The following is a 23,478-nucleotide window of genomic DNA, read 5'->3' on the forward strand; positions in this document are numbered from 1 at the left end:
AAACCGGCCCCAAATCCACCAGGATGTTGCGCAGCACCAGAGGCGGCGGCAGTTGTGGCTCTTCCGCCCTGCCCAAGGAGAGCAAGCGCCGCATGTAGTCCCAGGATCTCCGCCTGCCGGGCGCTGTTCTGGGCCAGCCGCGCAAGGACCACCCCTTTTCCCTCCTCTTCCCAGCTTGCCTAGAAACCGCCTAGAAAAAGGGCACTGGAGCCACGCGACGAGTCCCGTCCCAGCCGCTGGTCAGCCCCTCCCGCAAGACCCGCAGCACTTCGTCAGTGTTGGCGTTGGGCTCGGCAAAGGAGAAGAGGTGCTTATAGCGCAGCCTCCCTTCGCGATCAACAACAAACTGGCCCGGCAGGGGCGCCCCTAGGGCTTGGCCAACGCCGTAGAGCCGAAAAGTTTTGCACTCTGGATCCACCAACAGCGGATAGGGCAGTTGCAGGTCGGCTTGGATCTGTTGGCTTTGCACCGGGTCGGTGCTGGTAACCATCAGCAGCTCTGCTCCCAGCGCCCGGATCTCTTCGTAGCGGGCCTTTAGCTCCTGGATGTGGGGGTAGCAGAAGGGGCAGAAGAGCTTTTCCGTAAAGATGCGGGTAAAGGCCAGAACCACCGGCTTGTGGCCGCGGTAGTCTGACAGGCGCACGGGATCCCCTTGCACGTTAGGCAGCTCAAAGTCGGGGGCCAGCTCGCCAATCTGCAGAGAGTTGTTGGCTGGCTGGGGGATGAAGTTTTCGAAGAAGCGACGGTTGAACAAGCCGCTGTTGCTGGTCATAGCAGTTTTTTACGTTTCTTTACTCCCTGCCACCAGCCTAACCCAAAGCCTCGGCTACTGCCTTTAGCCGCCGCAGTTGCGCCCGCATGTCGTGCCGGGTCAGGTCTGCTGCCACGAGATGAAACCCTGCCGCTACCCAGGGGTTGGGGATGCAAAACTCAAAGCGGTTGACCAAGAGCGTCCCCGACGCTTGGGGGTGGCACTCCCAGCGGTCAGTGCCCTGAAAAAAACCCTCGAACTGCCACTCCACCAGGCCCTCGGCGCGCTCGACAATCACGCAGTCCAAGCTGGGGGAGACTAGAGGCAGGCGTAGGAAAAAGCGGTAGCGGCTACCCAATTGTCCCGTGGGGGATCCCAGGGCTTCACATCCCAAAAGGGGGTTAAGCCAGCGCCGCATCAGCTCGGGGTCGACTAGGCAGCGCTCCACCTGGGCCACGCCAGCGGCAATTGCAATTGCTTGGGTATAGACGGGCATGCTCTAAGGAGCAGCAGGCGGCGCTTCGCCAACAGGGGCAATGGTACTCAGCAAAATCAAGATATCGCGGTACTCCACCTGATCCGGCCCGCGGCGAGGGGATCCCAGCTGGATGACTGCCTGCTGGAGTGGTCTGTCGGGGCGGGGGGGAGACTCGAACACCAGCGTGCGGATGCCGTTGGCCTGCTCAACATCGGAGAGGAGATCCCAGCCCCGGCCCCAGAGGGTGCGGCGGTAGTAAGCGGCAATCTCCTCCAGAGGCTGAGAGGTCTTCAGGATCAAGGAAGCCACCCCCCCCTCCTGATCCCAAATCTGCCCGGAAGAGACGACGGTGGCGTTGGGTAGACGCAACTGCTGCGGGAAGTGGGGAGGAAGGGCGCGGGTATCGCCCACAGAAGCCTCAAAGTGGGTGCCATCTTCACCGATGTGGCGCAGCACTGGATCCGGCTGGGCAGCGGCAGGAGGTTCTGTAGACGGCAGGAGTCGACAGGCGGTCAGCAACACCGGCGCCAGACAAGCTAGAAGTTGCACCTGGGCTGGGCAAAAGTGTCCTCTCATCGGTCAGCCAGGGATCCCTCAGGTGGGTTATAGCGGATCCCTGTTCTTGCTCACAAGTTGTTGTCAGGGGGGTGGCTCCCCGGCTGCACAAAGGCAATTGCAGAGCCTAAGATAGGTAAGGCTGCAGATCCCTGCCAGGGATAGAGTGGAGAGGTGTCCGAGTGGTTTAAGGAAGCAGTCTTGAAAACTGCCGTGGCGCAAGCCACCGTGGGTTCGAATCCCACCCTCTCCGTTACTACGTAGTCCGATGACATCCACCCAGATCCAGCCAGCCCTTGTCTAGAAGGGCTTCCGGGCTTTTCAGTGTCCAAGATAGACTGACAAAATCCACCGTAATCCGGGCTGAAGTGGGACATGACCAGGGACACAAAAGCCAGGGCGGGACATGGCTCTGTCGGAGATAGTTATCAGGAATGCCAAACCCAAGGACAAGCCCTGCCAGTTGCCGGACAAAAGAAGGCTGTACTTGGAGGTGAAGCCCAACGGGTCGAGGCTCTGGCGGTTTCGCTACCGATTCCGGGGCCAGGAAAGACGGCTCAGCCTTGGCGAATATCCGTACATCCCTCTGAGAGAGGGCCGCAGTATGCACGGGGGGCCCAGCAGTTGGCTGCTATCAACACGTTCACAAGCCTTTCGGGTTCCAGCTTCCTACTGCTCCAGGCTTTGCAACAAAATGTCCCGTATCTCGCCTGGGTGACGGGCCACCTTCCACTGCCAGCGACCGAACGCGCCATGCGTATTGACGGCTTGCACCCACTCCTCGAGATAGCACCGCTTCACCCGGTCTAGCTCAGTGTCCTGTCCCTTCGTTTCCAGAATGAGCATGTCGCCATTGGCAAGCCGCACAAGAAAATCTGGCCGATACTTCCGCACCACGCCACGATAGACGTAAGGCACCTCGAAGCCCAGATGGTCGTTTTTTGCCTAGGCGCTCACGGCACTGCTATTGTCCAGGACGAAAGCGTCCGACGCCTCCCAGGTGCTGTCGTAGACACAGACGTTGATGTGTGACTTGCGCGTGCGTTGGCAGGGTTTGCTCGTGTACCAGGTACGCATTTGGCCCGTCGAGCGGATAGGGTGATCGCGGTCGAAGATTGGAGTAAGCCGCTCTGTGTTTTCCTGCCGCACCGCCTCGCACACATGTTGCACAATCCGTGACATGTTGAGGGTGATGATCAACCGACGGCGCAGTTCGTCCTGATAAAAAAGAGGTGGGGAGATCAAGATGCGGTCAGAGCGAATGAACTGCTCCACAATCCGCACCAACTGCGCCAGCAAGATTTCGCGACTGCCTTTCCAGCTTTGCTTGATTTGATCGAACACGTTCCGGGCAGTTTCGAAGATGATGCGCTGGGTGCGAAACTCCCGGGCCAACTGCTCCAGTTCGATGCGGCTGATTTGAGTTACGTCTGGCTTGCCTTCGAGAATTGGTGCCAGTTCGGCCACCTGCGGTGTCTGGGCCGCGTTCAGCTCCAAGGGCTGCACCTTCGACCAATCAAGAGTCAATACTGGCTGAAGTACGCGCTCGATACGCACCACATTCGGCCAGCGGATCTCAAACTCCGCTTTGGCTGGATCCGGCTCTACCGCAGTCTTGGGCGTTGGCGGCGGTGGCGGGCCATCTCCGCTACTCTCATGCGGTAAGAACGTGAAAGGCACGCCGAAGATGTTGACGTACTCGGGCTCAAGCAGCCCGGTCTGTGGGTTGATCTCGTAGAATGTGCGGCGCAGGCCCCGGCCTACAACCTGCTCGCACAGCAGTTGCGAGGTAAAGGCCCGCAGCCCCATAATGTGCGTCACCGTCTTGGCGTCCCAGCCCTCGCTCAGCATCCCGACGGAAATGACGTTCTGGATCTTCTCGCCTGGCTGCCCCACCTTGCCAACCGTATCTACGATCTTCCGCAAAAGTTCTGCCTGCTCTGCCTTGGTTAGCCTGCGCTCGACGGGTGCCTCTTCCTCCTCCCCCTCCTCGGTCTCGTTCGACGCCTCTACTGTTACCGCGGACTCTTCCTTTGCCTCAGCCTCTTCTAGCACCTTCGAGTCGATATGCAGGATTCGCTCCGGGTCGCATAGCTCGTCGATGTGAATGCTCCGCGAGTCGAAGGCGTGCTTGACCCGCGCTGCTGTCTCAGTTCGGTTACAGACGGTGATCATCACAGGCGGCGTGGGCAGGCCAGCCGCTTTCCAGGCTCTCCATGTCTCACGCCAGTCGTAACCCAGCAGGTAATAGGCGTTCAGCACCAGATCCGGCAGCGGCTCGTGGGGTTCGCGCGGCGGTTGAGGTCGTCTTTGACTTCTGGGTCGTTGTAGATGTGGTAGAGACGGGATTTGTAGGTTTTGGCGTCCGGCACGGCGTCGTCGCGCACCACCACACGCGGCGTCTTGACTAAGCCGGATTCGATTGCGTCGTTGAGGCCAAAATCACTGACAATCCAGCCGAACAGGGTCTCCTCGCTGCTCTTTTTTCCCGATGGTGCAAAAGGGGTGGCGGAAAAGTCGTAGCAGGTCAGAATGCCTCGTGAGCGATGCAGACGATCCAGCCCGCCTACCCAGACTGTGGCTTCCGCAGCGCTGTCTTTCAGGTCGCGAGCGCGCAAGTACTTCCCTTCAGCCTCCTGGTTGACGCGCCAGGCGTGGTGCGCCTCATCGTTGATGACTAGCAGATTGGAAGCATTTGCCATCTCGCCCAAAACTTCACGGGCATAGGCTTCGTCACTTTTGACGCCGCGCTTGTCCACGCTTTTGCGCTCCCTGATTTGCTCTTCGCTTTCCCAAGCCAGGGCGTGCCAGTTGCGCACCAATACCTTCCCTTGGCGAAGCTTATCCAGGAAGGCGGGGGGCACGATGGAAAACACCTCATAGTAGTTGCCCTCGGCGGCTGGCTCGAGGACAGCCAGTCTCTGCTTCACCGTCAGTCCCGGCGCGATGACCAGCACGTTTTTCGAAAAGCGCGCATCTTGGGGATTGGCCACCTTGTTGAGGATGTGCCAGGCAATCACCATCGCCATTACGATGGTCTTGCCCGTACCCGTTGCCATCTTGCAGCACCGACGCAAGAAGGCCCCGCCGTCACCTGGGATCTCAATGCCTACCCGCTCGGCAGGCGGCGCCTCGGTCAGCCAAATGAGCGTCTCTGCCGCCTCCAACTGGCAAAAGAAAAAGCGACTGTCGAACTCCTCGGGGTCGTGCCAGTACTCCAAGAGCCGCCTGGTGATGGTGGTAACGCCGGGATAGCCCGCCTCGCGCCAGGCTTTGACGCGGGGTCGAATTTGGTTGACAAGCGGGATCTCGACGAAGATGCCCGGATCGTCGAAAGATTTTGAACCGGGAGTCGCCACCACGTAGCCCGCCGGGCGGCGGCCCTCCACCAGCTCGAGGGTGCGCGTTTTGCGGTCGTAGTGCCAGTGGTATTTCGGCTCTTCGTAGGGCGAGTTGATAATCAAGCGGTCAATCGTAGTCCGGGCCATCGCCTTTCTCCCGTTCCGTTGCTGCACTGACTTCTTCCGCTGCCCAACAGCGAATCTCTGTCAGCAGACTTGCCACCTCTTGTTGGGGAATAGGCGCAAATTCTGTGTCGTCGTAGCGAAAGGCAACAGCAAAGGGGTTGAGTTGACGGAGTTGATCTTCCCCAACCGGCAACGAAATGCCCCGGTCGTTGAGCAGACGCGCTAGCTTGACCAGGTCATGGGTGCGTGTGAATTCAATCTGTTGGGCAAACAAGACTGCCTTGAGAGATTTCTCTACCGCTTGCTGGGCATGGAAATAGAGGATAGCAGGGTGAACCTCGGGGTCTTTTTTCAACACTTCAAATGCCTTGAGGTCGCGATCCGCCAAGCGCAGGGATCGCCAGGCCTCTTCAAGATGGGGCTTCATAGAGGGCTCTTCCCTCCTTGCGTGCCCAGTACAGCACCGTGCCCGGCACCTGACTGCGCCGTTGGTATTCGGCCTCAGAATAAACCAGCAGATCGATCCCTGGGCCAAGCGAGCCTACAGCTTTGTGCAAGCGGATCATTTCGCTATACGGGTCGGGCACTTCTGGTTCGACCACTATGAGATCCACGTCAGAGCCAGCGTCGGCATCGCCACGGCCATAGGAACCAAACAAAAGTATGCGGCTGGGCTGCGCTACTGCCACGATTCGTTGAACAATTTCTTGCAGAGCTTGCTCGTCCATCATGGATCCACTTTTACGACCTTCAGGCTCTCAATGCCCCGGTCGCCGATAGATTGGGCGCATGGCGTCGCCACCACGTAGCCCGCCGGGCGGCGGCCCTCCACCAGCTCGAGGGTGCGCGTTTTGCGGTCGTAGTGCCAGTGGTATTTCGGCTCTTCGTAAGGCGAGTTGATAATCAAGCGGTCGATGGTGGTGCGGGGCATGGCAATAGCCACTCTTCAAGCAGCTCCCGGGATAAACTCGAACAACAGTCGCTGAATATCGGCCTCTGGCGCGCGCTTTGACAAATACAGCATCTCGATGCCGACAACGCGGTTCTGATCGTCGTAATCCACGATGATGCCGGGCGAGACTTCTTCAGAACGACTTGAAGGCGATTCACTGAGCGTCAAGTAAAGCGCATCGGCCCGTCGATCCACCTTTAACTTCATGGGATAGTCCTCCTTCGATATTCAGGGATGCGCGCGAGACGATGTTCTAGGTCAGCGTCCACCGGGTCAGCCTCGGTTACCTCAGGGGCAGTCAATGCTTGTTCCATCCAGGCGATGGGGATTTGCCGCTTCTTCAGCACGTCCTGTGCATGCTCTGTCAGAACGTAGTCCACGTCTCCGCCACTAGGGGATCGCCAAAACCTTCAGGCTCTCAATGCCCCGGTCATCCACAATTTTGACGGCAATGCGTCGGTGCTCACCGAGCGCAAACGGCAGCGACACCGTGCCTCGGTAAGCTTCGATCCGCTCCTCATCGATTTCTGCCTTGAGATTGCGAGCTAGTTTTGCCCAGCCCTCCTTCTCGCCTGCCATCGGGAAGAACACCTGGCGCGGGTAGAGGCTGCGCCCGTCGTAGTCGGTGTCGAGCATCCAGAGGGCAATTCTATCTGCCCCGCCCGATTCAATCTGGCCGGTCTTGGTGTTGTAGTAATCGAAGCCGAGAACTGAAACGCGATACTTTCCCTTGTCCTCGCCGTCGGCAATGCGTTCCAGGTACACATCCGGTTGCCCAATAAGCCAGAAGGACTCGTTGCTGGCGCGCTTTTTCTTCAGGTCGTCGGTCAAAAGGTCAGCGTTCATTTGCACTTTGAGGAACTGCATTCCAGCCAGATCCGGCTTCATCTCGTCAATGTCTTTCGCCGCTTCCGGGTCAAACTGAAAGGCGGCAAAGATCAGCAGTTTTGGCCGTGGGACGAGCATCCGCGCTTCTTCCCAGGCCTGCTCCACTTGCCGTTGCTCGAGCGGGCCATATTCCGGGCCAAAGGAGACCACCACGCGCAGGGGGTCGTAGGCAGGCGCCGACTCGCGCACGGTATTTGCCCCTTCGTCGCTGGGCCGCGTTTCCCCCACGGCATGGAGCCAACGACAGGCGGGCAGCGGTTCCAGCCGGGCAAAGCGGATGTATTGCCCGTTCTTCCCGCGGATACCCGTCTTGAGCAGCTCGTCGCGCCATTCCTCCTGACGCAGTGTTTCGCCGGAGCGGGCAATCGAGGCATCTGCCGGCTCGGGCTTGGGCTCCAAAATCTCATCCACCGATTTCACCGCTGGGGCTGGCACTGCTTCCACGGTGAACGGGCCTGTCACCCGCACCTTCTTCCTGTCCACGAAGGGCTGGTCGTAAAGCGTCTCCTGCGGCGCGTGGCGGGCAATGGCCTCATCGATGGCTGCTCGCAGGGCACGGCGGGCTTGATGGAATCGCTCGAATGGCGTCCGGGCAGCTTCCGGCCAGTCGGCGGGAAACTCAAAGGGCACCTCCCATTCCACCAGCTCATTGACCTTAACCACCTGGCCAGCGGGCATGGTGAAGGTTTCTGTGTCGGGCGCAGCAAAGTCCACAAAGTGGCCAGCCCGGCCACCTTGGGTCACCTTAAACTTCACCGCCTGGCCCTTTAGCGCCGCGTTGAGCTCAGCCAGGGCCTCCTCCACCGCCGGGTGCAGGCGCGCGTAGATGTCGTCGATTTCCGGATTATTGGCGATGGACTTGAGCGTGATGTGCGGCACCGTCTTGTACTTAAAGCCGCTGCCCACCCCCTCCTGCGGGTGCGCGAGTTCATAGTAATCGAACACGGCGGTCATCAGCCGCTGACGGGCAAGGGTAATCGCCACGCGCGAGGTGTCGCAGGTGATCCAGCGCCGTCCCCACTTCTCAGCCACATAGGCCGTAGTGCCGCTGCCGCAGGTGGGGTCGAAGACCAGGTCGCCCGGGTCGGTGGTCATCAGGATACAACGCTCGATGACCTTGGTAGCAGTCTGGACTGCGTAAAGCTTCTCTTGCTCCCTCGCAAATCCGCCAATCTGGGTGTCCTGCCATACGGTATCCATTGCAGAACCGGGAAAGTCGTCGGCGTACCGCTTGTACAAGACACGTGTCTGTTTCGGATACAGTCGGTCTGCGTGAGCAAGTCTGCGGAGACCCTCCGCAGTGGTTTTCCAATTGCATCCCGGCGTAGGCAGATATTCCCGTCCTTGGTATTCAAGTGGGGTCGGATTCGCGCCAGGCCCAGGTGATGAGAGGTCATCAACAGCCAACCTGCGCCCCACATCAAATGAGACGTATGTGCCTACATCCACTTTCCCTACTTTCACAACCTGGTCAAGGTCTACTTCCAGATGGTCGTACCTTGCAAGAATCTCTGGGTTTTTCGGCGCGAAAAGCTTGTATGCCTTTACTTGAGCTCTCTCCTTCGCGTACCAAAGTAGAAAATCATGCGCCGCGGCGATTAGCTGAGCACCAGGGAATCCCCCGCTTTTCCTAAAGGCAATCGCCGCCACAAAATTCTCCCTGCCAAACACCTCATCCAGCAGGCAGCGCACCAGGTGCAGGTTCTCGTCGTTGATCTGCACGAAGATGGAGCCGCTCTCGCTGAGGAGTTCCCGGCACAAAAGCAGGCGGTCGCGCAGGTAGGTGAGGTAAGAGTGGATGCCCAGCTCCCAGGTGTCGCGGAAGGCCTTGATCTGCTCCGGCTCTGAGGTCAAATCCTCGTCCTTGCCGTCTTTGACGTCGCGCTTATTCACAAAGGGCTGGAAGTTGGAGCCGTACTTGATGCCGTAGGGCGGGTCAAAGTAGATCACATCTGCACCTTGCCGGCCATGCCCTCCTTTTCCAAGAGCGAGTTCATCACCAAGAGCGAATCGCCGGCAATTAGGCGGTTCGTCCAGCCATGCTTGTGCTGGTAAAATTCGATGGCCTGGCGCAGGGGCTCCTTGCGTTCTTCCTCAAACAACCCCAGTTGTACCGGGCCAGCTTGGTCGTTTTTCTTGCGCACGGCCTCGATGATGGTGCGCGGGTCAATCCGCTCGTGGACGTGGAGCGAAACCGTGGGCACCTCGAACGAAGTGTGCTCGGCCTTGCCAGCCCAGACAAGCTGCGGATCCAGGTGCGGGTCGTAGGCGTAGGTCTTCTTCTTCTGCCCCGCGTCCCGGTCGTTCTCAGGCGTCACCAGTCCCACAGGCGGGTTGTTGAGCCGCTGTTTGTCCCGGTGCTCGTAGGATTCGATTGAGCGTTGGGTGTTGGTCTTCTTGCCTGCCATCCAGTCCTGCCTGTTGGTTGCGTCGTGGGCTTACTAGGAAGGCTAGCTTGAGACCAAACCGCTCTGAAAGACCTACAAGAGGCTAACAAACACTCCTACTTGTGGGTAGCGCAGCGTCTGTCGGGTTTCTGCTCTCTTCCTGCTAAGGTCTACGGCCCGCTAGCGCCCCTCTCCAGAGGCATGCCGTTGTTAGCCCCTGAATCACAAACTCAAAAATTCTGCTAAGGGGAGCTAGCCCCGCCCCCGATCCTGTTCCCGTATCCCCTTTCCGTTTATTTGGCGGGTCAAAGCTGTTTCCATGTCGGGGACTGGGAAGCGAACCCAGTCGGGATCCTGAGGCTTTGAGTGTCCACAGCTACCTCCCCTCCCTCAGAATCAACAGCAAAGTACCAGCAATGACCGTAATAGCAGCGCTGGCGATGAGCGTGTTGGCGCGGTTGGCGGTGTCTTTGGCGAACTCGAAGAAGCGCTCATCCCACCGTCGCACCTCATCCCTCAGTTCTTGCCAGGTGGCAGCGAGGTCTGAGCGGATCTCTTGCAGCTCCTTATCAAGCCGCTCCACCGCTGCCAAAACGTCGGCCAGAGTTGGCTGTTGGTTGTTGCTCTCACTCATAGCTGAGTCCACCTACCAAAACTGAGCCAGGCCGGCTTCTATTTGCTTCCAGGGGACAAGGACTAGCCACTCCCCGCTGAAGGGATCCTGCAGCAGCACTACCTCTTCCGGATCTAGCCCCAGCTTGCGGGCTTCCTCCTGCTGCAGCCGCAAACACTCTTCTGCGTCTTCGCGGCTGGCGTGGCGAATGTCGTGGTAGTTGGGCGGCTCAATCTTGCCAGCTACCAGATCCTCTATCCAGCGCTCAAAGTCTTCAACTGAGTCGAAGTGCATATTGGCTACTACGCGCAAGTGGACGGACTTGACTGGGTGGAGGCTAGGCGGCCATCGCGCTCAGCCTGTTTGATACAGGTGCTCATCGGAGGGGAGAGGCTAGCTGGATTCTAGCCTGCCACTGGGAAGAGGCCATTCGCTTAGGCCTTAACCCGGACAGGGTGGTAGTGAAAGTCACTGCCGCGCAAGGGCTTATGATCCCACCCTCGCCAAAGTGCTGCTAGATCAGCTCGCTCACCGGGAAGCGATCCAGCATTTTTTGGGCTTCGCGGGCATTTTCCCGCAGCTCCGCTGGCAAATGAGGAATGTGGGGGATCTGAGAGAGCAAATCCAAGGTGCGGCGAATCAGGCGCACAATATCCCCAGCATCCAGGTTGGTGCTGGCCTCCAGCTTTTCCCAGGGGATCCCTTGGGCCCAGTGTTCCACGATCCCGGCCAGATCGGGCTCAAACCCAATTGGCACATGAAACACCTGGTGTTGACGTTGGCTGCGGAACAGTTGCCGCCGCAGGCCTCGCAAGCCATGCAGCACATCCTCAACTAGCCCAGAAGTCCGCAGCCGGCTGTAGGTACCTGAACGGGGAGGCTCGGCCACCAGAGCAGCAATGACCCCAGCCAAGTGATGGGGGGCACAGCCTAGACATTCGCCAGAGAGCAGAGCTAGACCCAGCCAGAGCTCGTTATCCCCTCGCAGAGCAGCCACCACTTCCCCACTAACTGTTGGCTGATACCCTTGCAGACAGTCGAACTCCTGCAGCACGCCCACCAGGGCCATAAATTGCTGCCAGCGCAACTCCTGCACAGACTCACTCTGGCGCTCCAAGTGCTGGAGGCGCTTGAGCAGGCGCTGGCGCTTTTCCTGTAAACCCAGCAGCTTTTTCCCGACCCTGTGGGCAGGGTTGGCGCGGATGCGGGCTTCTAGGGCGCGGATTTTCTCCTCTTGGGCTTGGATGTGGGGAAAGGCCAATAGGCGCAGGGTGGGATCCGGTTCTGCTTCCTGCTGTTTGAGCAGATAGCGCAAAAGGCGCCGCTCTTCCCGCCGTTGCGCCTGCATTTTCTCGTAGCGGGCGATATCTTCGTCGGAAATCCCCTCCAGGAGGCGGTCAATTTCCTCCAGCTCGGCGCGAGTGCGCTGGAGCTCCTGTTGTTCGGGCAACCTTTGCAGCGAGAGCAAATACTGGCCAAAGCTGCGGTTGATGAGATCCCGGGCCGCCTCCAGAGAGTGCTTCTGCAGCAAGTTCAGCACCATGCCATAGGTGGGGGTAAACTGGCTCACCAGGGGATCCGCTCCTGCCGTGGCCAGCCGCGCTGCCTCCTGCGCCCCCTCAAAGGGAGATTGCAAGGTCACCACATGCCCAATCACATCTTTGCCCCGCCGTCCAGCCCGCCCTGACATTTGCATAAACTCAGAGGCAGTTAGAAGGCGATGGCCGTTGTCGGTGCGCTTGGAGAGGGAGGAAATCACCGTCGTGCGGGCGGGCATGTTGATCCCGGCAGCCAGCGTCTCGGTGGCAAAAACTAGCTTCACCAGCCCCTGCTGAAACAGGTGCTCGACCAGACCCTTCCAGGCGGGCAACAGGCCGGCATGGTGGGCGGCAATGCCCCGGTAGAGGGCATCCAGTTGATCCCGGCGCACTGCCTCTGGCATTTCCTGGCAGAAACGGTCGATCTGCTCGGCCAACTGCCGCCGCTCTTCTTCAGAGCTAATTAAGTCCAAGTTTCCCAAACTGGCCACCGCCAGGTCACAGCCCTTGCGGCTGAAGATGAAATAGATGGCCGGCAGCATATCCCGTCGGCGCAGGTTTTCCACCACCTGGGCCATATCCGGTACTTCTCCGTAGGGAGCCTGGCCTGACTTGGAGGGCTTGCTTCTCAGGCGGCGATTGCAAACCCACTGGCCTGACTCGGTTTGCTCCAGCAGGGGGAACAGCCCTTTGCGATTGGCAAAGTGAAATTGCAGCGGCACTGGGCGATGGCTGGAATCGACAAGTCGCGTGGGGCCATGCACCTGGTTCATCCAGTCGGTAAGCTGGTCGCTGTTGGCCAGGGTGGCCGAGAGGGCAACAAGCTGGATGTGGGCAGGGCAGTAGATAATTGCCTCTTCCCAGACAGTGCCCCGCTGTTGGTCGTTCATGTAGTGGCATTCGTCCAGGATCACCGCCTGCACGTCCCGCAAGGGATCCCGGCTTAGAGCCTCCGCCTCTTCCCACGCATCCCTCTCGCTGCCGTAGGGCCCGCGCTGGACAGCCAGAGAGAGCGGCGTGCCGTAGAGCATATTGCGGAAGATCTCGGTGGTCATCACCAAGATCGGCGCTTCCCGGTTGATGGAGATGTCGCCGGTGAGGAGGCCAACCCGCTCCGGGCCGAATTGCTGGCTGAAATCGCGAAACTTTTGGTTGGAAAGAGCCTTCAGAGGGGTTGTGTAGAAAACCCGCTTGCCTTGGGACAAGGCCCGGTGGATGGCATACTCTCCAATCAGGGTCTTGCCGGATCCTGTAGGCGCACAGACCACCACCGATTCCCCAGCGGCCAGAGCTTGAATCGCTTGGATCTGAAACTCATCCAGCTCAAAAGGGAAAAGCCTGCGCAACTCGTCCAGCAGGTCGGTCGCCGGAGAGAGAAGCAAGTTCATGGGATCTGAAAAATCAAAAACAACCTAAAAGCTAGCCACCTTGCTGCTGCTTGTGTGCTATACCCTCCAGGATACAAGCTGGATTTGGGTGTTGGCTCCGGGTTGCGGGCCCTGAAGCCTGGGCAATGCTAAAATGGGGTGCCGTTGCCGGGTGCCATCGTGCTGGTTGTCATCGACAACTACGACAGCTTCACCTACAACCTAGTGCAATACCTGGGGGAGCTAGGCGCGGGGGTACGAGTTTTTCGCAATGACGAGATTTCAGTGGCCCAGCTGCGCCAGATGCGTCCCCAGGCGGTTGTCATTTCTCCAGGGCCAGGACGGCCCGAAGATGCCGGCATCTCGCTGGAGTTGATCCGCGAGCTGGGACCGGAGCTGCCGATTTTGGGCGTCTGTCTGGGTCACCAGTGCATTGGACAGGTCTACGGCGGTCGGATCGTGCGCGCACCTGAGCTGATGCACGGCAAGACTTCCCTCATCTATCATCGAGGGGTGGGAGTGTTTGAGGGGCTGAGCCAGCCTTTTGTTGCAACCCGCTACCACAGCTTGGTGATTGAGGCTTCCACCTGTCCTGACGAACTAGAGGTGACGGCCCAAACTCAGGACGGCATCATTATGGGGATCCGCCACCGCCGCTATCTTCATGTGCAGGGCGTGCAGTTCCACCCGGAGAGCATTTTGACCGCGGAGGGCAAACGCCTGCTGAGCAACTTCCTGCGCTTGGCCCAGATCCCTACCTCGGGATTGCTCCAGCCGGCGGCTGCCGGGGTTGTGTCAAGGATCCCCACCCGATGAAGCGTCGCCAACTTTTGCAAGCCAGCGCCAGCTTGCTGGGATCCCTCGCCGCAGGGGGTCAATGGGCAAGGGCGCAAACTGATCCTTCTCCAGGGGGATCCCTGGAGTTTACCCCCGGCTCCAGCGCCCAGGGCCTGCAGCTGACCTGGCTGCACCACAGTTGCGTTTTGTTTGAGGGGGAGGGCAAGCGCTTTCTGGTTAACCCCTTTCGGCCAGCCGGTTGTACAGCCGGCTACCCTCCCCCCCGCGTCGCTGCCGATCTGGTGCTCCTCAGCAGCCGCCTTTTGGACGAGGGAGCTTTGGACGTGGTGCCCGGCAACCCCAAAGTGCTGTTTCAGCCAGGCGACTACCTCATCGACGGGATCCGCGTGCAGGGGGTGCGCATGCCGCGGGGCCCCCGCTTTGGCCTCAACGTAGGCTGGCGCTGGCGCATGGGCGGGATCGACATTGTCCACCTGGGAGGGGCACTGCAGCCCATTGGCCGGGAGCAGTCCATCTTGCTCTCTCGCCCTGACCTGTTGTTGGTGCCGGTGGGAGGTGGGCCGAAGAATTACGATCCCAAGGCAGCCAAGGCAGCCATCGAAGCGCTGCAGCCCAAGTTGGTCATCCCCACCATGTATCGCACCGCCGCCGCCGAGGAGTCCCAATGCGAGCTGTTGCCTCTGGAGGCGTTTTTGCGCCTATTTCCCCCCGCTGTCGCACAACCTGCCCTCAGCAACCCATTGCTACTTTCGGCTCAAGCCCTGCCCAGGCAAGGGATGGCCATCCTGTACTTTGAGCAGTAAGGCCACGCAGCGCAGGCGATGGGCTGTAGGCGTCAGCCTGGGAGTTTTACCACCCCAACACCCAGGCAAAGATTAAAGGCGCCACGATGGTGGCATCCGACTCGATGACGAACTTGGGTGTGTCGACCCCCAACTTGCCCCAGGTGATCTTCTCGTTGGGCGCCGCCCCCGAGTAGGAGCCGTAGCTGGTGGTAGAGTCGCTGATCTGGCAGAAATAGCCCCACAGGGGGATCCCCTTGCGGCCTAGGTCTTGGTGCAGCATGGGCACTACACAGATGGGAAAATCTCCGGCAATGCCACCGCCAATCTGGAAGAAGCCGACGGAGCACTCCGCTGAGGTGCGTGTGTACCAATCGGCCAGGTGGATCATGTACTCAATGCCCGTGCGGACGGTGTGGACATTGCGGATCTCGCCGGTGATGCAGTGGGCAGCGTACATGTTGCCGGTGGTGGAGTCCTCCCAGCCCGGCACGTAGAGGGGCAAGTCAGCCTCCATGGCCGCGTAAACCCAGGAATCCCGGGGATTAATTTGGTAGTAGGGCTCCAGCCTGCCGCTGCGCAGGATGCGGTAGATGAACTCGTGCGGGAAGTAGCGATCCCCCGCCTGGTCGGCAGCTATCCACTCTTCCAGCAGAGCTTTTTCTAGGCGCCGCATCGCCTCCTCTTCCGGGATGCAGGTATCCGTTACCCGGTTCATGTGCCGCTCCAGCAGCTCCTGCTCCTGCTGCGGGCTGAGATCCCGGTAGTTGGGCACCCGCTCGTAGAAGTCGTGGGCAATGAGGTTAAAGATGTCTTCCTCAAGGTTGGCGCCAGTGCAGGAGATGGCGTGCACCTTGCCCTGCCGAATCATCTCCGCCAGGGAAAGGCCCAGCTCCGCCGTGCTCATGGCACCCGCCAAGGTCACCATCATCTTGCCGCCCTTTTCCAAGTGGGCAGAGTAGCCCTTGGCCGCTTCTACCAGGGCGGCGGCGTTGAAGTGGCGAAAGTGATGCTCGATAAATTGGCTGACAGGGCCGCGGGTCACGGTTTGAGTTTCCGGCAATCTGGATTTGCTTTTGCAAAGCACAATCTCTAATTCTACCAACTCTTGCTGCTGGTGAAACGGTGCGTCGGCAACACCACTGCGAGCAACCTCCCCAGGCGTCACTTCTCCGCGAGCCGACGGAAGAGGCATAGTTCTTTGCACTTGGGCTCGGGATTCTTTGCGGAAGATTTAGCCTTCTCTCAGCCCTGGTCGGAACCCATGTCAGAATGGTGGCGACAGTGTTCTCCAGGGTTGCTATTGGATCCATGCCTCCTGTCAGCACTGCCGAGCCGGCTGAGCCGGTTGCCGCAACTGCTGAGGCCGCTTCTCCAGAGCCAGTGCCTCCTGCCCCGGCCACCTCAGAACCAACCCAAGTGCAATCTCCCCTGGGATCCCTGCGGCGCTGGTGGGCGCGCTGGAAATACAAGCTGCGCTTGGAGACCCAGTTGCTCTTTGTGGCCACGCTGGTGGTCTCGCTGGTGGTGAGCAGCTTCACCTTCTGGGCCGTCAGCACCGTGCAGCAAGATGCCCGCTTTAACGAGGCCCGCTTTGGCCGGGATCTAGGGTTGCTATTGGCAGCCAATGTTGCTCCCCTCATTGCTGAAGAGCGCCTTGGTGAAGTGGCCCAACTGTCGCGGCAATACTTTGAGAGCACCAGCAGCATCCGCTATTTGCTCTACGCCGACCCCGAGGGGAACATCTACTACGGGATCCCGTTTTCCAACCAGGAGGTGAAAACCTCTCTCAGCCTTACCCGTCGCATGCAACTGCCGGGCAACCGTCCGCCTGCTGAGGGCCAGCCCCTGGTGCGCGCCCACCTCACCCCTGCCGGGCGGGTGACGGACATTTTTGTTGGCATCTACCATCAGGGCCGCTTTTTGGGCACCCTGGCCCTGGGCATCAACCCCAACCCTGCCCTGGTGCGCTCTACGCAACTGGCGCGCGAGGTCTCGATTGGGGTGTTTTTGGCGGTGTGGGTTCTGGCCATCCTGGGAGCCGTGGTCAACGCTCTCACCATCACCTACCCCATCAAGGAGCTGGTCAAAGGCGTCCAGGAAATCACCAAGGGTAACTTCAAACAGCGCATCGACCTGCCCTTTGGGGGGGAGCTGGCCCAACTCATCGACAGCTTTAACAAGATGGCAGAGCGGCTGCAGAGCTACGAGGAGCAGAACATTGAGGAACTGGCTGCTGCCAAGGCTAAGCTGGAGACGCTGGTGTTTTCCATCGTCGATGCGGCCATCTTGCTGGATGCCGAGTTTCGGGTCCTGCTGCTCAACCCAGCTGCCTCGCGCATGTTTGGCTGGGAAGGCGAGCCTGTCCTGGGCAAACCCTTGCTGGAGCTCTTGCCCGAGGATCTGCGGCAGCAACTGGCCCGCCCGCTCACGCAAATTGCCCGCGGGGATCAAGAGGCAGAGGAAATTCGCGTCAACCTCACCAGCCCTACCAAGCGGGTTATCCGCATCCTGCTTTCGCCAGTGTCCGACCCGCGGCGGCAAAACCTCAAGGGGATTGTCATCACCGTGCAGGATATTACCCGCGAGGCAGAGCTCAACGAGGCCAAAGCCCAGTTCATCAGCAACATCAGCCACGAACTGCGCACTCCTCTATTTAGCATCAAGTCGTTCATCGAGACCCTCTACGAGTATGGCGAGCAAATGTCGCCGCAGGAGCGGCTGGACTACCTGGAAATTGCCAACCGCGAAACAGATCGCCTCACTCGTTTGGTCAATGACGTATTGGATTTGTCGCGCCTAGAGTCGGGCAAGCAGTATCACTTTGAGGCTGTTGACATCTCCGCCGTTATCGAGCAAACCCTGCGCACCCATCACCTGCAAGCCCGCGACAAGGGGATCCTGCTGCGCCAGTTTCTCGATCCGGATCTGCCGCCGGTGTGGGGCAACTACGATCTCCTCTTGCAGGTCATGACCAACCTCTTGAGCAATGCCATCAAGTTCACCCCCTCCGGAGGCACAGTGACGGTGCATGCCCACCTGGTGGTTCGGCCGGATGGAGCCCCACAGGCAGTGCGGGTGGCGGTGGCCGACACTGGCATTGGCATCGCCCCGGAGGATCAGGAGCGGATTTTCGAGCGCTTTTTCCGAGTGGAGAACCGGGTACATACCCTGGAGGGCACTGGCCTGGGCCTAGCCATCGTGCGCAACATCCTGGAGAAGCACCGAACCCGCATCTGCCTAGAAAGCAAGCTGGAACAGGGCTCCACCTTTTGGTTTGACCTGCACCTGTACACTGAGGAGGGCCCCTTGGAGTTTGAGGACCAGCCAGCCGAGACGGATCCCCCCAGTTGCCGCTGGCGGCAGTGACCTTGAGGAGCAAAAGGCTGGGGTTGGGATGTTCTACACTGGAGAAAGTTTTAACTAGACGGTTTTGCCATGCCGCCGCGCTGGCCCCGCAAACCCTCCCGTCGGGATCCCGAGTTTCGCAAGCTGGATGACCGCTACACCTACGCAACTCATCTGGCTGTTTTTCTCTGCAGCGCCTCGGGGCTAGTGTTTTTCCAACAGCTGTATCGGGCCGATTGGCCGTGGCTGCTACCTCTACTAGGCTGGTGGGGCCTAGGCTTGGGGATCCACAGCTTTTGGCTCTTTTTTGTGGCCCGCTACCCCGACGACCCAAGCTTTCGGGATCCCGCCAACGAAGACTCTGCAAGTTAGCTAGAGGCGGAGCGCTGCCGTTGTTGCCGCCGCAAAAGCAGGGGAGAGAGGTCGCTCTCGTCGTAGATCTCCCCCACCAGCTCCTCCAAGATGTCCTCCAGCGTGATGAGGCCACTGGTGCCGCCAAATTCATCCACCACAATCCCCAGGTGTTGGCGGGAGCGCAGCATCTCTTTAAGCAGTAGGCTGACGCGCTTGGTCTCGGGGACAAAAAAGGGCGGCGACATCGCCTTGGTTACCTCGACATTGCCTTCTTGCTCCAGGTGGCGCAGGGCCTGCTTGAGGTGGATGACGCCCACAATCTCGTCTTTGGATTCCCCTTGGACGGGGATGCGGGAGTAGCCTGTCTCCAGGCAGAGTTTCACCACATCCTGCAGCGTCTTATCGTGGGAGATGGTTTCCATTTTTACTCTAGGCTTGGCCACATCCCGGGCCCGCAGCCCATCTAAAGCTAGGGCACCGCGGAACAGGCGCCGCTTCTGCCAGTCCAGCAGCCCCCGCTGCCCCAACACATCAATCAACAGTTCCAAATCCTTGAGAGAAGTAGTGTCCAAATCCTTGAGAGAAGTAGTGGACGTCAAGGGAGAAAGCTCCAGGAGATGAAAAAGTCTGCCAACAAGCCACTCGAAGGCATGGGTCAAAGGGCGCAGCAGCACCGCTAGGGCATAGACAGGTCGCACCACCCAGCGGAAAACTGCCAGCGGATGGCTGACCGCCAAGGACTTGGGAGCCACTTCGCCTATCAAGAGCACCAGGATCGTGGTGGGCAGGGTGGCAACCAAGCCCCCCAGCGGGGATCCCAGCAGCTCGATGGAGATGGTTGTAGCCAGGGCAGCAATGCCAATGTTGAGAAAGTTGTTCACCAGCAGCAAGCTCGTGATGAGCTGTGACCGCTGCTGTTGAACCAGCCGGTAGAACCCCTGCGGATCCCCCTTGTCCTCGATTAGGGACTCCAGGCGCAGGTTGTCCATGGCGGTAATGGCTGTCTCCGCACCAGAGCAAAACGCTGAGACAAGGAGTAAAACGGCAAGGAGAAGCAGACTACCCATAGCGTTCCCGACTACCCAGAGCCGGAGAGAAGGCGTTTGCGTTGGGGAGGCACTTCCCTTATCCCGCTACCTCACTTCGCGGCTTAGCCTTTTGCATCGGGCTGCTCTGAGCCGGCCTTCTCCAAAAGCTGCCGGTACAACGTCACAATTTTGTTCTCCACCTCGGCCTGGCTTAGGTGATCCGTATCGATCAAAATGGCATCGGGAGCAGGCCGCAAGGGCGCAATCTGACGCTCACTGTCGTAGCGATCCCGCTGCTCAAGCTGGGCTTTTAGTTCTTCCAAGGACACTACCTGCCCTTGTGCCTGCAGCTGATGTTGCCGACGCTGCGCCCGCTCTCCCAGCGAGGCCGTTAAGAAGACTTTTAGCTCAGCATCGGGAAAGACATAGGTACCAATATCGCGTCCTTCCAGAACGGCCCCTCCATCTCGACCTAGGAGGCGCTGCTGCTTCACCAACTCCTGTCGCACCCCTGGCACTGCCGCCACTTGGGAAACCCAGCGGGTTACTTCAGGAGAGCGAATGGCCTGGGTAATTTCTTGGCCATTGGCCCAGATGCGGGTTGGTTCGTCAGGCGAGGGGCCGCTTTGCAGCCTCAGTTGAGTTTGGGCAGCCAGTTGGGTGAGCTGCTCGGCGTCGTCCAACGGGATCCCCCGTTGCAGGGCTAGCCAGGTAATAGCCCGATACATGGCCCCTGTGTCCAAGTACAGCAGCTGCAGCTGAGCGGCCACCGCTCGGGCTACACTGGACTTACCCGCTCCTGCAGGGCCGTCGATGGCAATCAGGGGACGGCGCCCCCTTTTTGGAGAAGGCCGCAGGGCCCCCTCTTCCTTTTGAGGCAGCAAATCGCTTTTCTCCCTTGCCAAAAGTAAGTTGTCGATGAGGCGCGTTTGCCCGACGTAGGCTGCAATAGCTAGGAGCCCCTTGTCTTTTACTTCCGAGAGGGGTTGGAGGGTTTGCGGATCCACCAGCTCCAAGTATTGCAGGCGCAGCTCAGGGGTGTGCTCCAGCTCGGCACGCGCCGCCGCTAGGATCCCTTCAGCAGAGGAATCTCCGGCCTGCCAGTGCTCATAGCCCCGGCGCAAAGCGCGGTAGAGGCCCGCTGCCACCTGCCGTTCCTCTGCCGAGAGGTAGCGGTTGCGGGAACTGTAGGCCAGGCCATCCGCCTCTCGAACGGTGGGGCAGGGGACAATGGTGGTGGGAATCTTCAGGTCTTGAACCAGCCGCTGGATGATGGCCAGTTGCTGGGCATCCTTTTGGCCAAAGTAAGCCCGCTGGGGCTGGACCAGGTTTAGCAGTTGTACCACAATGGTGGCTACCCCGCGGAAGTGACCTGGCCGGTGGGGAGCGCAGAGGGTTTGCAAGAGGGAGGGCGGGGGATCGACCCAAGTGCGATCCCTAGCAGATGCCGGGTCCGCTCCCATTTCTTGCAGGTCGGGGGCAAAAACCACATCCACGCCTGCGGCTTCACACAGAGCTCGATCTCCCTCCTCATCGCGGGGGTAGCGCTCCCAGTCTTCGTTGGGGCCAAATTGCAGCGGGTTGACGAAAATACTGACCACCGTGTGGTCACACTCCTGGCGGCAGCGGCGAATCAAGCTAAGATGCCCCTCGTGCAGGGATCCCATCGTTGGCACCAAGCCAATGGTGGATCCCCGCCACTTGGCCACTTGCTCCCGCAATGCCGCCACCGTGCGCAGCCACTGCATGGCTTTGCCGCCTCACCCCCTTGGCCAGTTTCCTGGCTGCAGGCCAGGGCCAGTTGGCTGGACTGCCTGCCTTTACAGACCCATCTTATTGCTACGCTGATACTGCCGGTAGGCCGACACAAACAAGCCTGCTAGGGTAACCAGAACCATCCCCAAGACGATCCCCAGCAAAATGGGCTCGATCACAAACCACACCTCCTACTCCAAACCTAGATCATGATAAGCCATGCTCCAAAAACTGCCGAGTTGGCTTGTAGGTACCCGCTGGCCTTTGACTGCCGTGGCGTGTAGGCTGAGGATCCCCCCGCCATGATGGCCTCCAACTCTTCTTGCTCTCCCAGCTTGAAGGAGCGCCTGTCTAACCTGGAAGGACACCTACGTCCTCTGGCAGAAAAGGCTGTGCCTCTGCTGGTGGCAGACTCGGATCCGCTGCAGGTGTGGGCTTTGGTTTTGGCCTGCCAGCGCTTGGGGATCCCCCTCTTCTTGGCCAATCCCCGCTGGGGAGAACGGGAGTGGAGCCAGGCTTTGGCTGGCCTGGGATCCGCTTGGCGCTGGCGGCAAGGGCAGTTGCAGGGGGATCCCACCTCCTCCACCTCCCCTCTGGGGCACTGGCAGCGGATCTTGCCCAGCGCTGATTGGCCAGTGATTGGGATCCCTACTGGTGGCTCCAGCGGCCAGGTGAGATGGGCGGTGCACTCCTGGCGTACCCTCAGCGCCTCCGCCAGAGCCCACCAACAGCACTTTGGCGTGGAGTGTGTCCATAGCTATTGCATGCTGCCCTTGTACCACGTCAGCGGCCTCATGCAGGCCGTTCGCTCCTGGCTGAGCAACGGGCAGTGGATTGTCTGGGATTGGAAACGCCAGCAGCAAGCCGAGGCCTGGGATCCGCCTTTGCCGGGTAGCTTCCTGTCCCTGGTGCCCACCCAGTTGCAACGGCTGCTACTGGATGCCCGGCCGAGAGTGCTGGAAAGCCTGCGCCAATTCCAGGCCATTTTGGTTGGCGGCGGCCCTACCTGGCCCAGCTTGCGACAACAGGCCCGGCAGTTGTACCTGCCCCTGGCCCTCACCTACGGCATGACCGAAACCGCCTCCCAGGTATGTACGCTGCTGCCGCAAGCCTTCTTACAAGGGAGCGACAGCTTGGGTCGACCCCTACCCCATGCCCGCCTGGAGATCCGGGGCGAAGCCGGGGATCCCCTACCCGTCCAGACAGTGGGCTCTATCCACGTCTGGGCCGAATCCCTGGCCCTAGGCTACTACCCCTTGGCGGGGGAGGCTGAGGGCCTGGGCAAGTGGCAACAGCAGGGTTTTGCCCCTGGGGATTGGGGCTACCTCGACTCCCAAGGTCACCTCCACTGGCTGGGCCGCGCCGACGACCTAATCCTAACGGGAGGGGAAAAGGTGATGGCGGCTGAGGTGGAAGGGGAAATCCGCGCCAGCGGCTGGGTGGAAGATGTCTGGGTGCTGGGCCTGCCTGACCGGGAGTGGGGACAGCAGCTGGTGGCCGTGGCTGTGCCCAAGGTTGGGATCCCTCTGACCGCCGACGAGCTGGAGGAACACCTAAAGCGGCACCTCGCGCAACAACTAAGCCCCTTCAAACACCCCAAGCGGTGGCTATGGTGTAGCGGGATCCCACGCAACGCCCAAGGCAAGGTCAACCGCCAACAACTCCGGCAGTGGGTAGCCCAGCAGTTGGGAGTTGCAGCGCTAGGCAGCTAGCCAGATCCCCCCTGGACACTCAGAAGGCTCAGAGCTTGCCGGACTTCAAAGGCCAGCTCCCGGTTATTCCTGCCGTTGGCGGGTTGCCGAAGCGTTGATAGGCCAAAGCTAGGGGGTGGATGAGGGATCCTAACCTCCCAAAACTGGGCAGGGGATTGTCATTGGGCGTCGTAGTGCTGCCTCGGGACCCTTCTCCCGCGACCCTAGCGTGAATGGGAACCGCGTAGAGATCCAGCGGTGGCAGGATAAGTGAGAAAAATTTGCAGAAGCTGGCTTAAGGCTCGGACTTGGCCTGTGCCCCTGCCGATCCCGCCATTTAACCCGCCATTTAAATTTAACCCGGATCCGCCTGGCTTGAGTCTCAAATCTTTCTCATCATGACTGCAGCTAGACGCTGAGCGTTCCTGCAGCTACCAGTGTTAGACTTTGCCTGGGTTATCAGCCCCTAACCGATTTAGCTTAGCTCTCCTATTCGAACAACTTTTAGCGAGAACCCTTCTATGAGTGAAGCCCTGCACCGCGCCCTTGCTGACGGCGATTCTCAACGACTACTGGACTATCTGCAGCAAGGGGAAGATGTGAACGCCCCTGATTGGCAGGGATTGACCCCCCTCCACAAAGCTGTCCTCAGCGGCAATTTGGAGCTGGTAGATTTGCTCTTGGCCCATGGCGCTTCTGTCCACGCTCTGGATCCTACAGGGGCAA

At 59.8% G+C, this 23,478-nt stretch carries 27 protein-coding genes and 1 tRNA gene; 8 read left to right on the forward strand and 20 right to left on the reverse strand.

Annotation, left to right across the window (positions count from 1 at the left end; translation table 11 throughout):
- Positions 1-190: 190 nt before the first annotated feature.
- From NW860_RS05895 to NW860_RS05905, 3 genes are read right to left on the reverse strand one after another with little or no spacing between them, the layout of a single operon-like run.
- Positions 191-772: a peroxiredoxin family protein gene (locus tag NW860_RS05895; RefSeq protein WP_414513013.1), complete on the reverse strand. Its 582-nt coding sequence runs from the start codon at positions 770-772 to the stop codon at positions 191-193.
- 37 nt (positions 773-809) lie between these two features.
- A complete protein-coding gene (locus tag NW860_RS05900; protein WP_414513015.1) occupies positions 810-1,247 on the reverse strand; it encodes an SRPBCC family protein in 438 nt (145 codons plus the stop codon).
- A 3-nt stretch (positions 1,248-1,250) separates the two neighbouring features.
- Complete coding sequence (locus tag NW860_RS05905; protein WP_414513017.1) at positions 1,251-1,805, reverse strand: hypothetical protein; 555 nt, start codon at positions 1,803-1,805, stop codon at positions 1,251-1,253.
- A 147-nt stretch (positions 1,806-1,952) separates the two neighbouring features.
- On the opposite strand from NW860_RS05905, the gene NW860_RS05910 reads away from it, so the two are divergent.
- A tRNA-Ser gene (locus NW860_RS05910) sits at positions 1,953-2,037 on the forward strand.
- A 153-nt stretch (positions 2,038-2,190) separates the two neighbouring features.
- Positions 2,191-2,502, forward strand: coding sequence for an Arm DNA-binding domain-containing protein (locus NW860_RS05915; protein WP_414513018.1), 312 nt, complete (start codon positions 2,191-2,193; stop codon positions 2,500-2,502).
- On the opposite strand, the gene NW860_RS05920 is transcribed toward NW860_RS05915, so the two are convergent.
- The 13 genes from NW860_RS05920 to NW860_RS05980 all read right to left on the reverse strand — a co-directional run bounded on the left by NW860_RS05920 (position 2,454) and on the right by NW860_RS05980 (position 13,017).
- Positions 2,454-2,681 carry a hypothetical protein gene (locus NW860_RS05920; RefSeq protein WP_414513050.1) on the reverse strand — a complete coding sequence of 76 codons (228 nt, stop codon included), beginning with the start codon at positions 2,679-2,681 and terminating at the stop codon, positions 2,454-2,456. The two genes, NW860_RS05915 and NW860_RS05920, sit on opposite strands and share 49 nt — an antisense overlap.
- 48 nt (positions 2,682-2,729) lie before the next feature.
- Entirely contained in the window at positions 2,730-4,046 is a 1,317-nt protein-coding gene (locus NW860_RS05925) for a hypothetical protein (RefSeq protein ID WP_414513020.1), read from the reverse strand.
- Positions 4,040-5,272 (reverse strand): DEAD/DEAH box helicase family protein, encoded by a 1,233-nt coding sequence (locus NW860_RS05930; RefSeq protein WP_414513022.1) that lies wholly within the window; start codon positions 5,270-5,272, stop codon positions 4,040-4,042. The genes NW860_RS05925 and NW860_RS05930 overlap by 7 nt, the downstream gene beginning before the upstream one ends.
- The gene (locus NW860_RS05935; RefSeq protein ID WP_414396324.1) at positions 5,253-5,678 is read right to left on the reverse strand and encodes a HEPN domain-containing protein; all 426 of its coding nucleotides are present in this window, start codon (positions 5,676-5,678) and stop codon (positions 5,253-5,255) included. Before NW860_RS05935 ends, NW860_RS05930 begins: the two co-directional genes overlap by 20 nt.
- The gene (locus NW860_RS05940; protein ID WP_414406111.1) at positions 5,662-5,979 is read right to left on the reverse strand and encodes a nucleotidyltransferase domain-containing protein; all 318 of its coding nucleotides are present in this window, start codon (positions 5,977-5,979) and stop codon (positions 5,662-5,664) included. Before NW860_RS05940 ends, NW860_RS05935 begins: the two co-directional genes overlap by 17 nt.
- Positions 5,979-6,194 carry a hypothetical protein gene (locus NW860_RS05945; RefSeq protein WP_414513025.1) on the reverse strand — a complete coding sequence of 72 codons (216 nt, stop codon included), beginning with the start codon at positions 6,192-6,194 and terminating at the stop codon, positions 5,979-5,981. Before NW860_RS05945 ends, NW860_RS05940 begins: the two co-directional genes overlap by 1 nt.
- Positions 6,195-6,197: 3 nt before the next feature.
- A complete protein-coding gene (locus tag NW860_RS05950) occupies positions 6,198-6,410 on the reverse strand; it encodes a DUF2283 domain-containing protein (RefSeq protein WP_414513027.1) in 213 nt (70 codons plus the stop codon).
- Positions 6,407-6,583, reverse strand: coding sequence for a DUF4258 domain-containing protein (locus tag NW860_RS05955; RefSeq protein WP_414513028.1), 177 nt, complete (start codon positions 6,581-6,583; stop codon positions 6,407-6,409). Before NW860_RS05955 ends, NW860_RS05950 begins: the two co-directional genes overlap by 4 nt.
- Before the next feature lie 10 nt (positions 6,584-6,593).
- Entirely contained in the window at positions 6,594-9,041 is a 2,448-nt protein-coding gene (locus tag NW860_RS05960) for a site-specific DNA-methyltransferase (RefSeq protein ID WP_414513030.1), read from the reverse strand.
- On the reverse strand, positions 9,038-9,499 hold the full coding sequence (locus tag NW860_RS05965; RefSeq protein WP_414513032.1) for a hypothetical protein: 462 nt from the start codon (positions 9,497-9,499) through the stop codon (positions 9,038-9,040). The genes NW860_RS05960 and NW860_RS05965 overlap by 4 nt, the downstream gene beginning before the upstream one ends.
- A 355-nt stretch (positions 9,500-9,854) precedes the next feature.
- Entirely contained in the window at positions 9,855-10,112 is a 258-nt protein-coding gene (locus NW860_RS05970; RefSeq protein WP_414513034.1) for a hypothetical protein, read from the reverse strand.
- 12 nt (positions 10,113-10,124) lie between these two features.
- Positions 10,125-10,385, reverse strand: coding sequence for a hypothetical protein (locus NW860_RS05975; RefSeq protein WP_414396333.1), 261 nt, complete (start codon positions 10,383-10,385; stop codon positions 10,125-10,127).
- A gap of 220 nt (positions 10,386-10,605) precedes the next feature.
- A complete protein-coding gene (locus NW860_RS05980) occupies positions 10,606-13,017 on the reverse strand; it encodes a DEAD/DEAH box helicase (RefSeq protein ID WP_414412040.1) in 2,412 nt (803 codons plus the stop codon).
- A gap of 159 nt (positions 13,018-13,176) precedes the next feature.
- Between NW860_RS05980 and NW860_RS05985 the strand changes: the two genes are divergently transcribed.
- A complete protein-coding gene (locus tag NW860_RS05985; RefSeq protein ID WP_099813308.1) occupies positions 13,177-13,812 on the forward strand; it encodes an anthranilate synthase component II in 636 nt (211 codons plus the stop codon).
- On the forward strand, positions 13,809-14,597 hold the full coding sequence (locus NW860_RS05990) for an MBL fold metallo-hydrolase (protein ID WP_414513037.1): 789 nt from the start codon (positions 13,809-13,811) through the stop codon (positions 14,595-14,597). The genes NW860_RS05985 and NW860_RS05990 overlap by 4 nt, the downstream gene beginning before the upstream one ends.
- A gap of 46 nt (positions 14,598-14,643) precedes the next feature.
- Here NW860_RS05990 and NW860_RS05995 read toward each other — a convergent pair whose 3' ends face one another.
- Positions 14,644-15,639 carry a deoxyhypusine synthase family protein gene (locus NW860_RS05995; protein ID WP_414513039.1) on the reverse strand — a complete coding sequence of 332 codons (996 nt, stop codon included), beginning with the start codon at positions 15,637-15,639 and terminating at the stop codon, positions 14,644-14,646.
- A gap of 248 nt (positions 15,640-15,887) precedes the next feature.
- Between NW860_RS05995 and NW860_RS06000 the strand changes: the two genes are divergently transcribed.
- Positions 15,888-17,945, forward strand: coding sequence for an ATP-binding protein (locus NW860_RS06000; protein WP_414411039.1), 2,058 nt, complete (start codon positions 15,888-15,890; stop codon positions 17,943-17,945).
- 69 nt (positions 17,946-18,014) lie between these two features.
- Positions 18,015-18,296: a 2TM domain-containing protein gene (locus NW860_RS06005; protein ID WP_414396344.1), complete on the forward strand. Its 282-nt coding sequence runs from the start codon at positions 18,015-18,017 to the stop codon at positions 18,294-18,296.
- On the opposite strand, the gene NW860_RS06010 is transcribed toward NW860_RS06005, so the two are convergent.
- The 3 genes from NW860_RS06010 to petG form a co-directional block, all read right to left on the reverse strand.
- Positions 18,293-19,345 (reverse strand): hemolysin family protein, encoded by a 1,053-nt coding sequence (locus tag NW860_RS06010; protein ID WP_414513041.1) that lies wholly within the window; start codon positions 19,343-19,345, stop codon positions 18,293-18,295. The two genes, NW860_RS06005 and NW860_RS06010, sit on opposite strands and share 4 nt — an antisense overlap.
- Before the next feature lie 83 nt (positions 19,346-19,428).
- Complete coding sequence (locus NW860_RS06015) at positions 19,429-21,054, reverse strand: bifunctional pantoate--beta-alanine ligase/(d)CMP kinase (protein ID WP_414513043.1); 1,626 nt, start codon at positions 21,052-21,054, stop codon at positions 19,429-19,431.
- Between the two features lie 72 nt (positions 21,055-21,126).
- Positions 21,127-21,240 carry a cytochrome b6-f complex subunit V gene (gene petG / locus NW860_RS06020; protein WP_414361271.1) on the reverse strand — a complete coding sequence of 38 codons (114 nt, stop codon included), beginning with the start codon at positions 21,238-21,240 and terminating at the stop codon, positions 21,127-21,129.
- 123 nt (positions 21,241-21,363) lie between these two features.
- On the opposite strand from petG, the gene NW860_RS06025 reads away from it, so the two are divergent.
- Positions 21,364-22,773: a 2-succinylbenzoate--CoA ligase gene (locus NW860_RS06025; RefSeq protein WP_414513045.1), complete on the forward strand. Its 1,410-nt coding sequence runs from the start codon at positions 21,364-21,366 to the stop codon at positions 22,771-22,773.
- Between the two features lie 500 nt (positions 22,774-23,273).
- Positions 23,274-23,478 (forward strand): ankyrin repeat domain-containing protein (locus tag NW860_RS06030; protein ID WP_414513047.1); only part of this gene is annotated, 205 nt, incomplete at its 3' end.

Source organism: Synechococcus sp. F70.1 (assembly GCF_047502745.1).
In the GTDB taxonomy this organism is placed as follows: Bacteria; Cyanobacteriota; Cyanobacteriia; order Thermostichales; family Thermostichaceae; genus Thermostichus.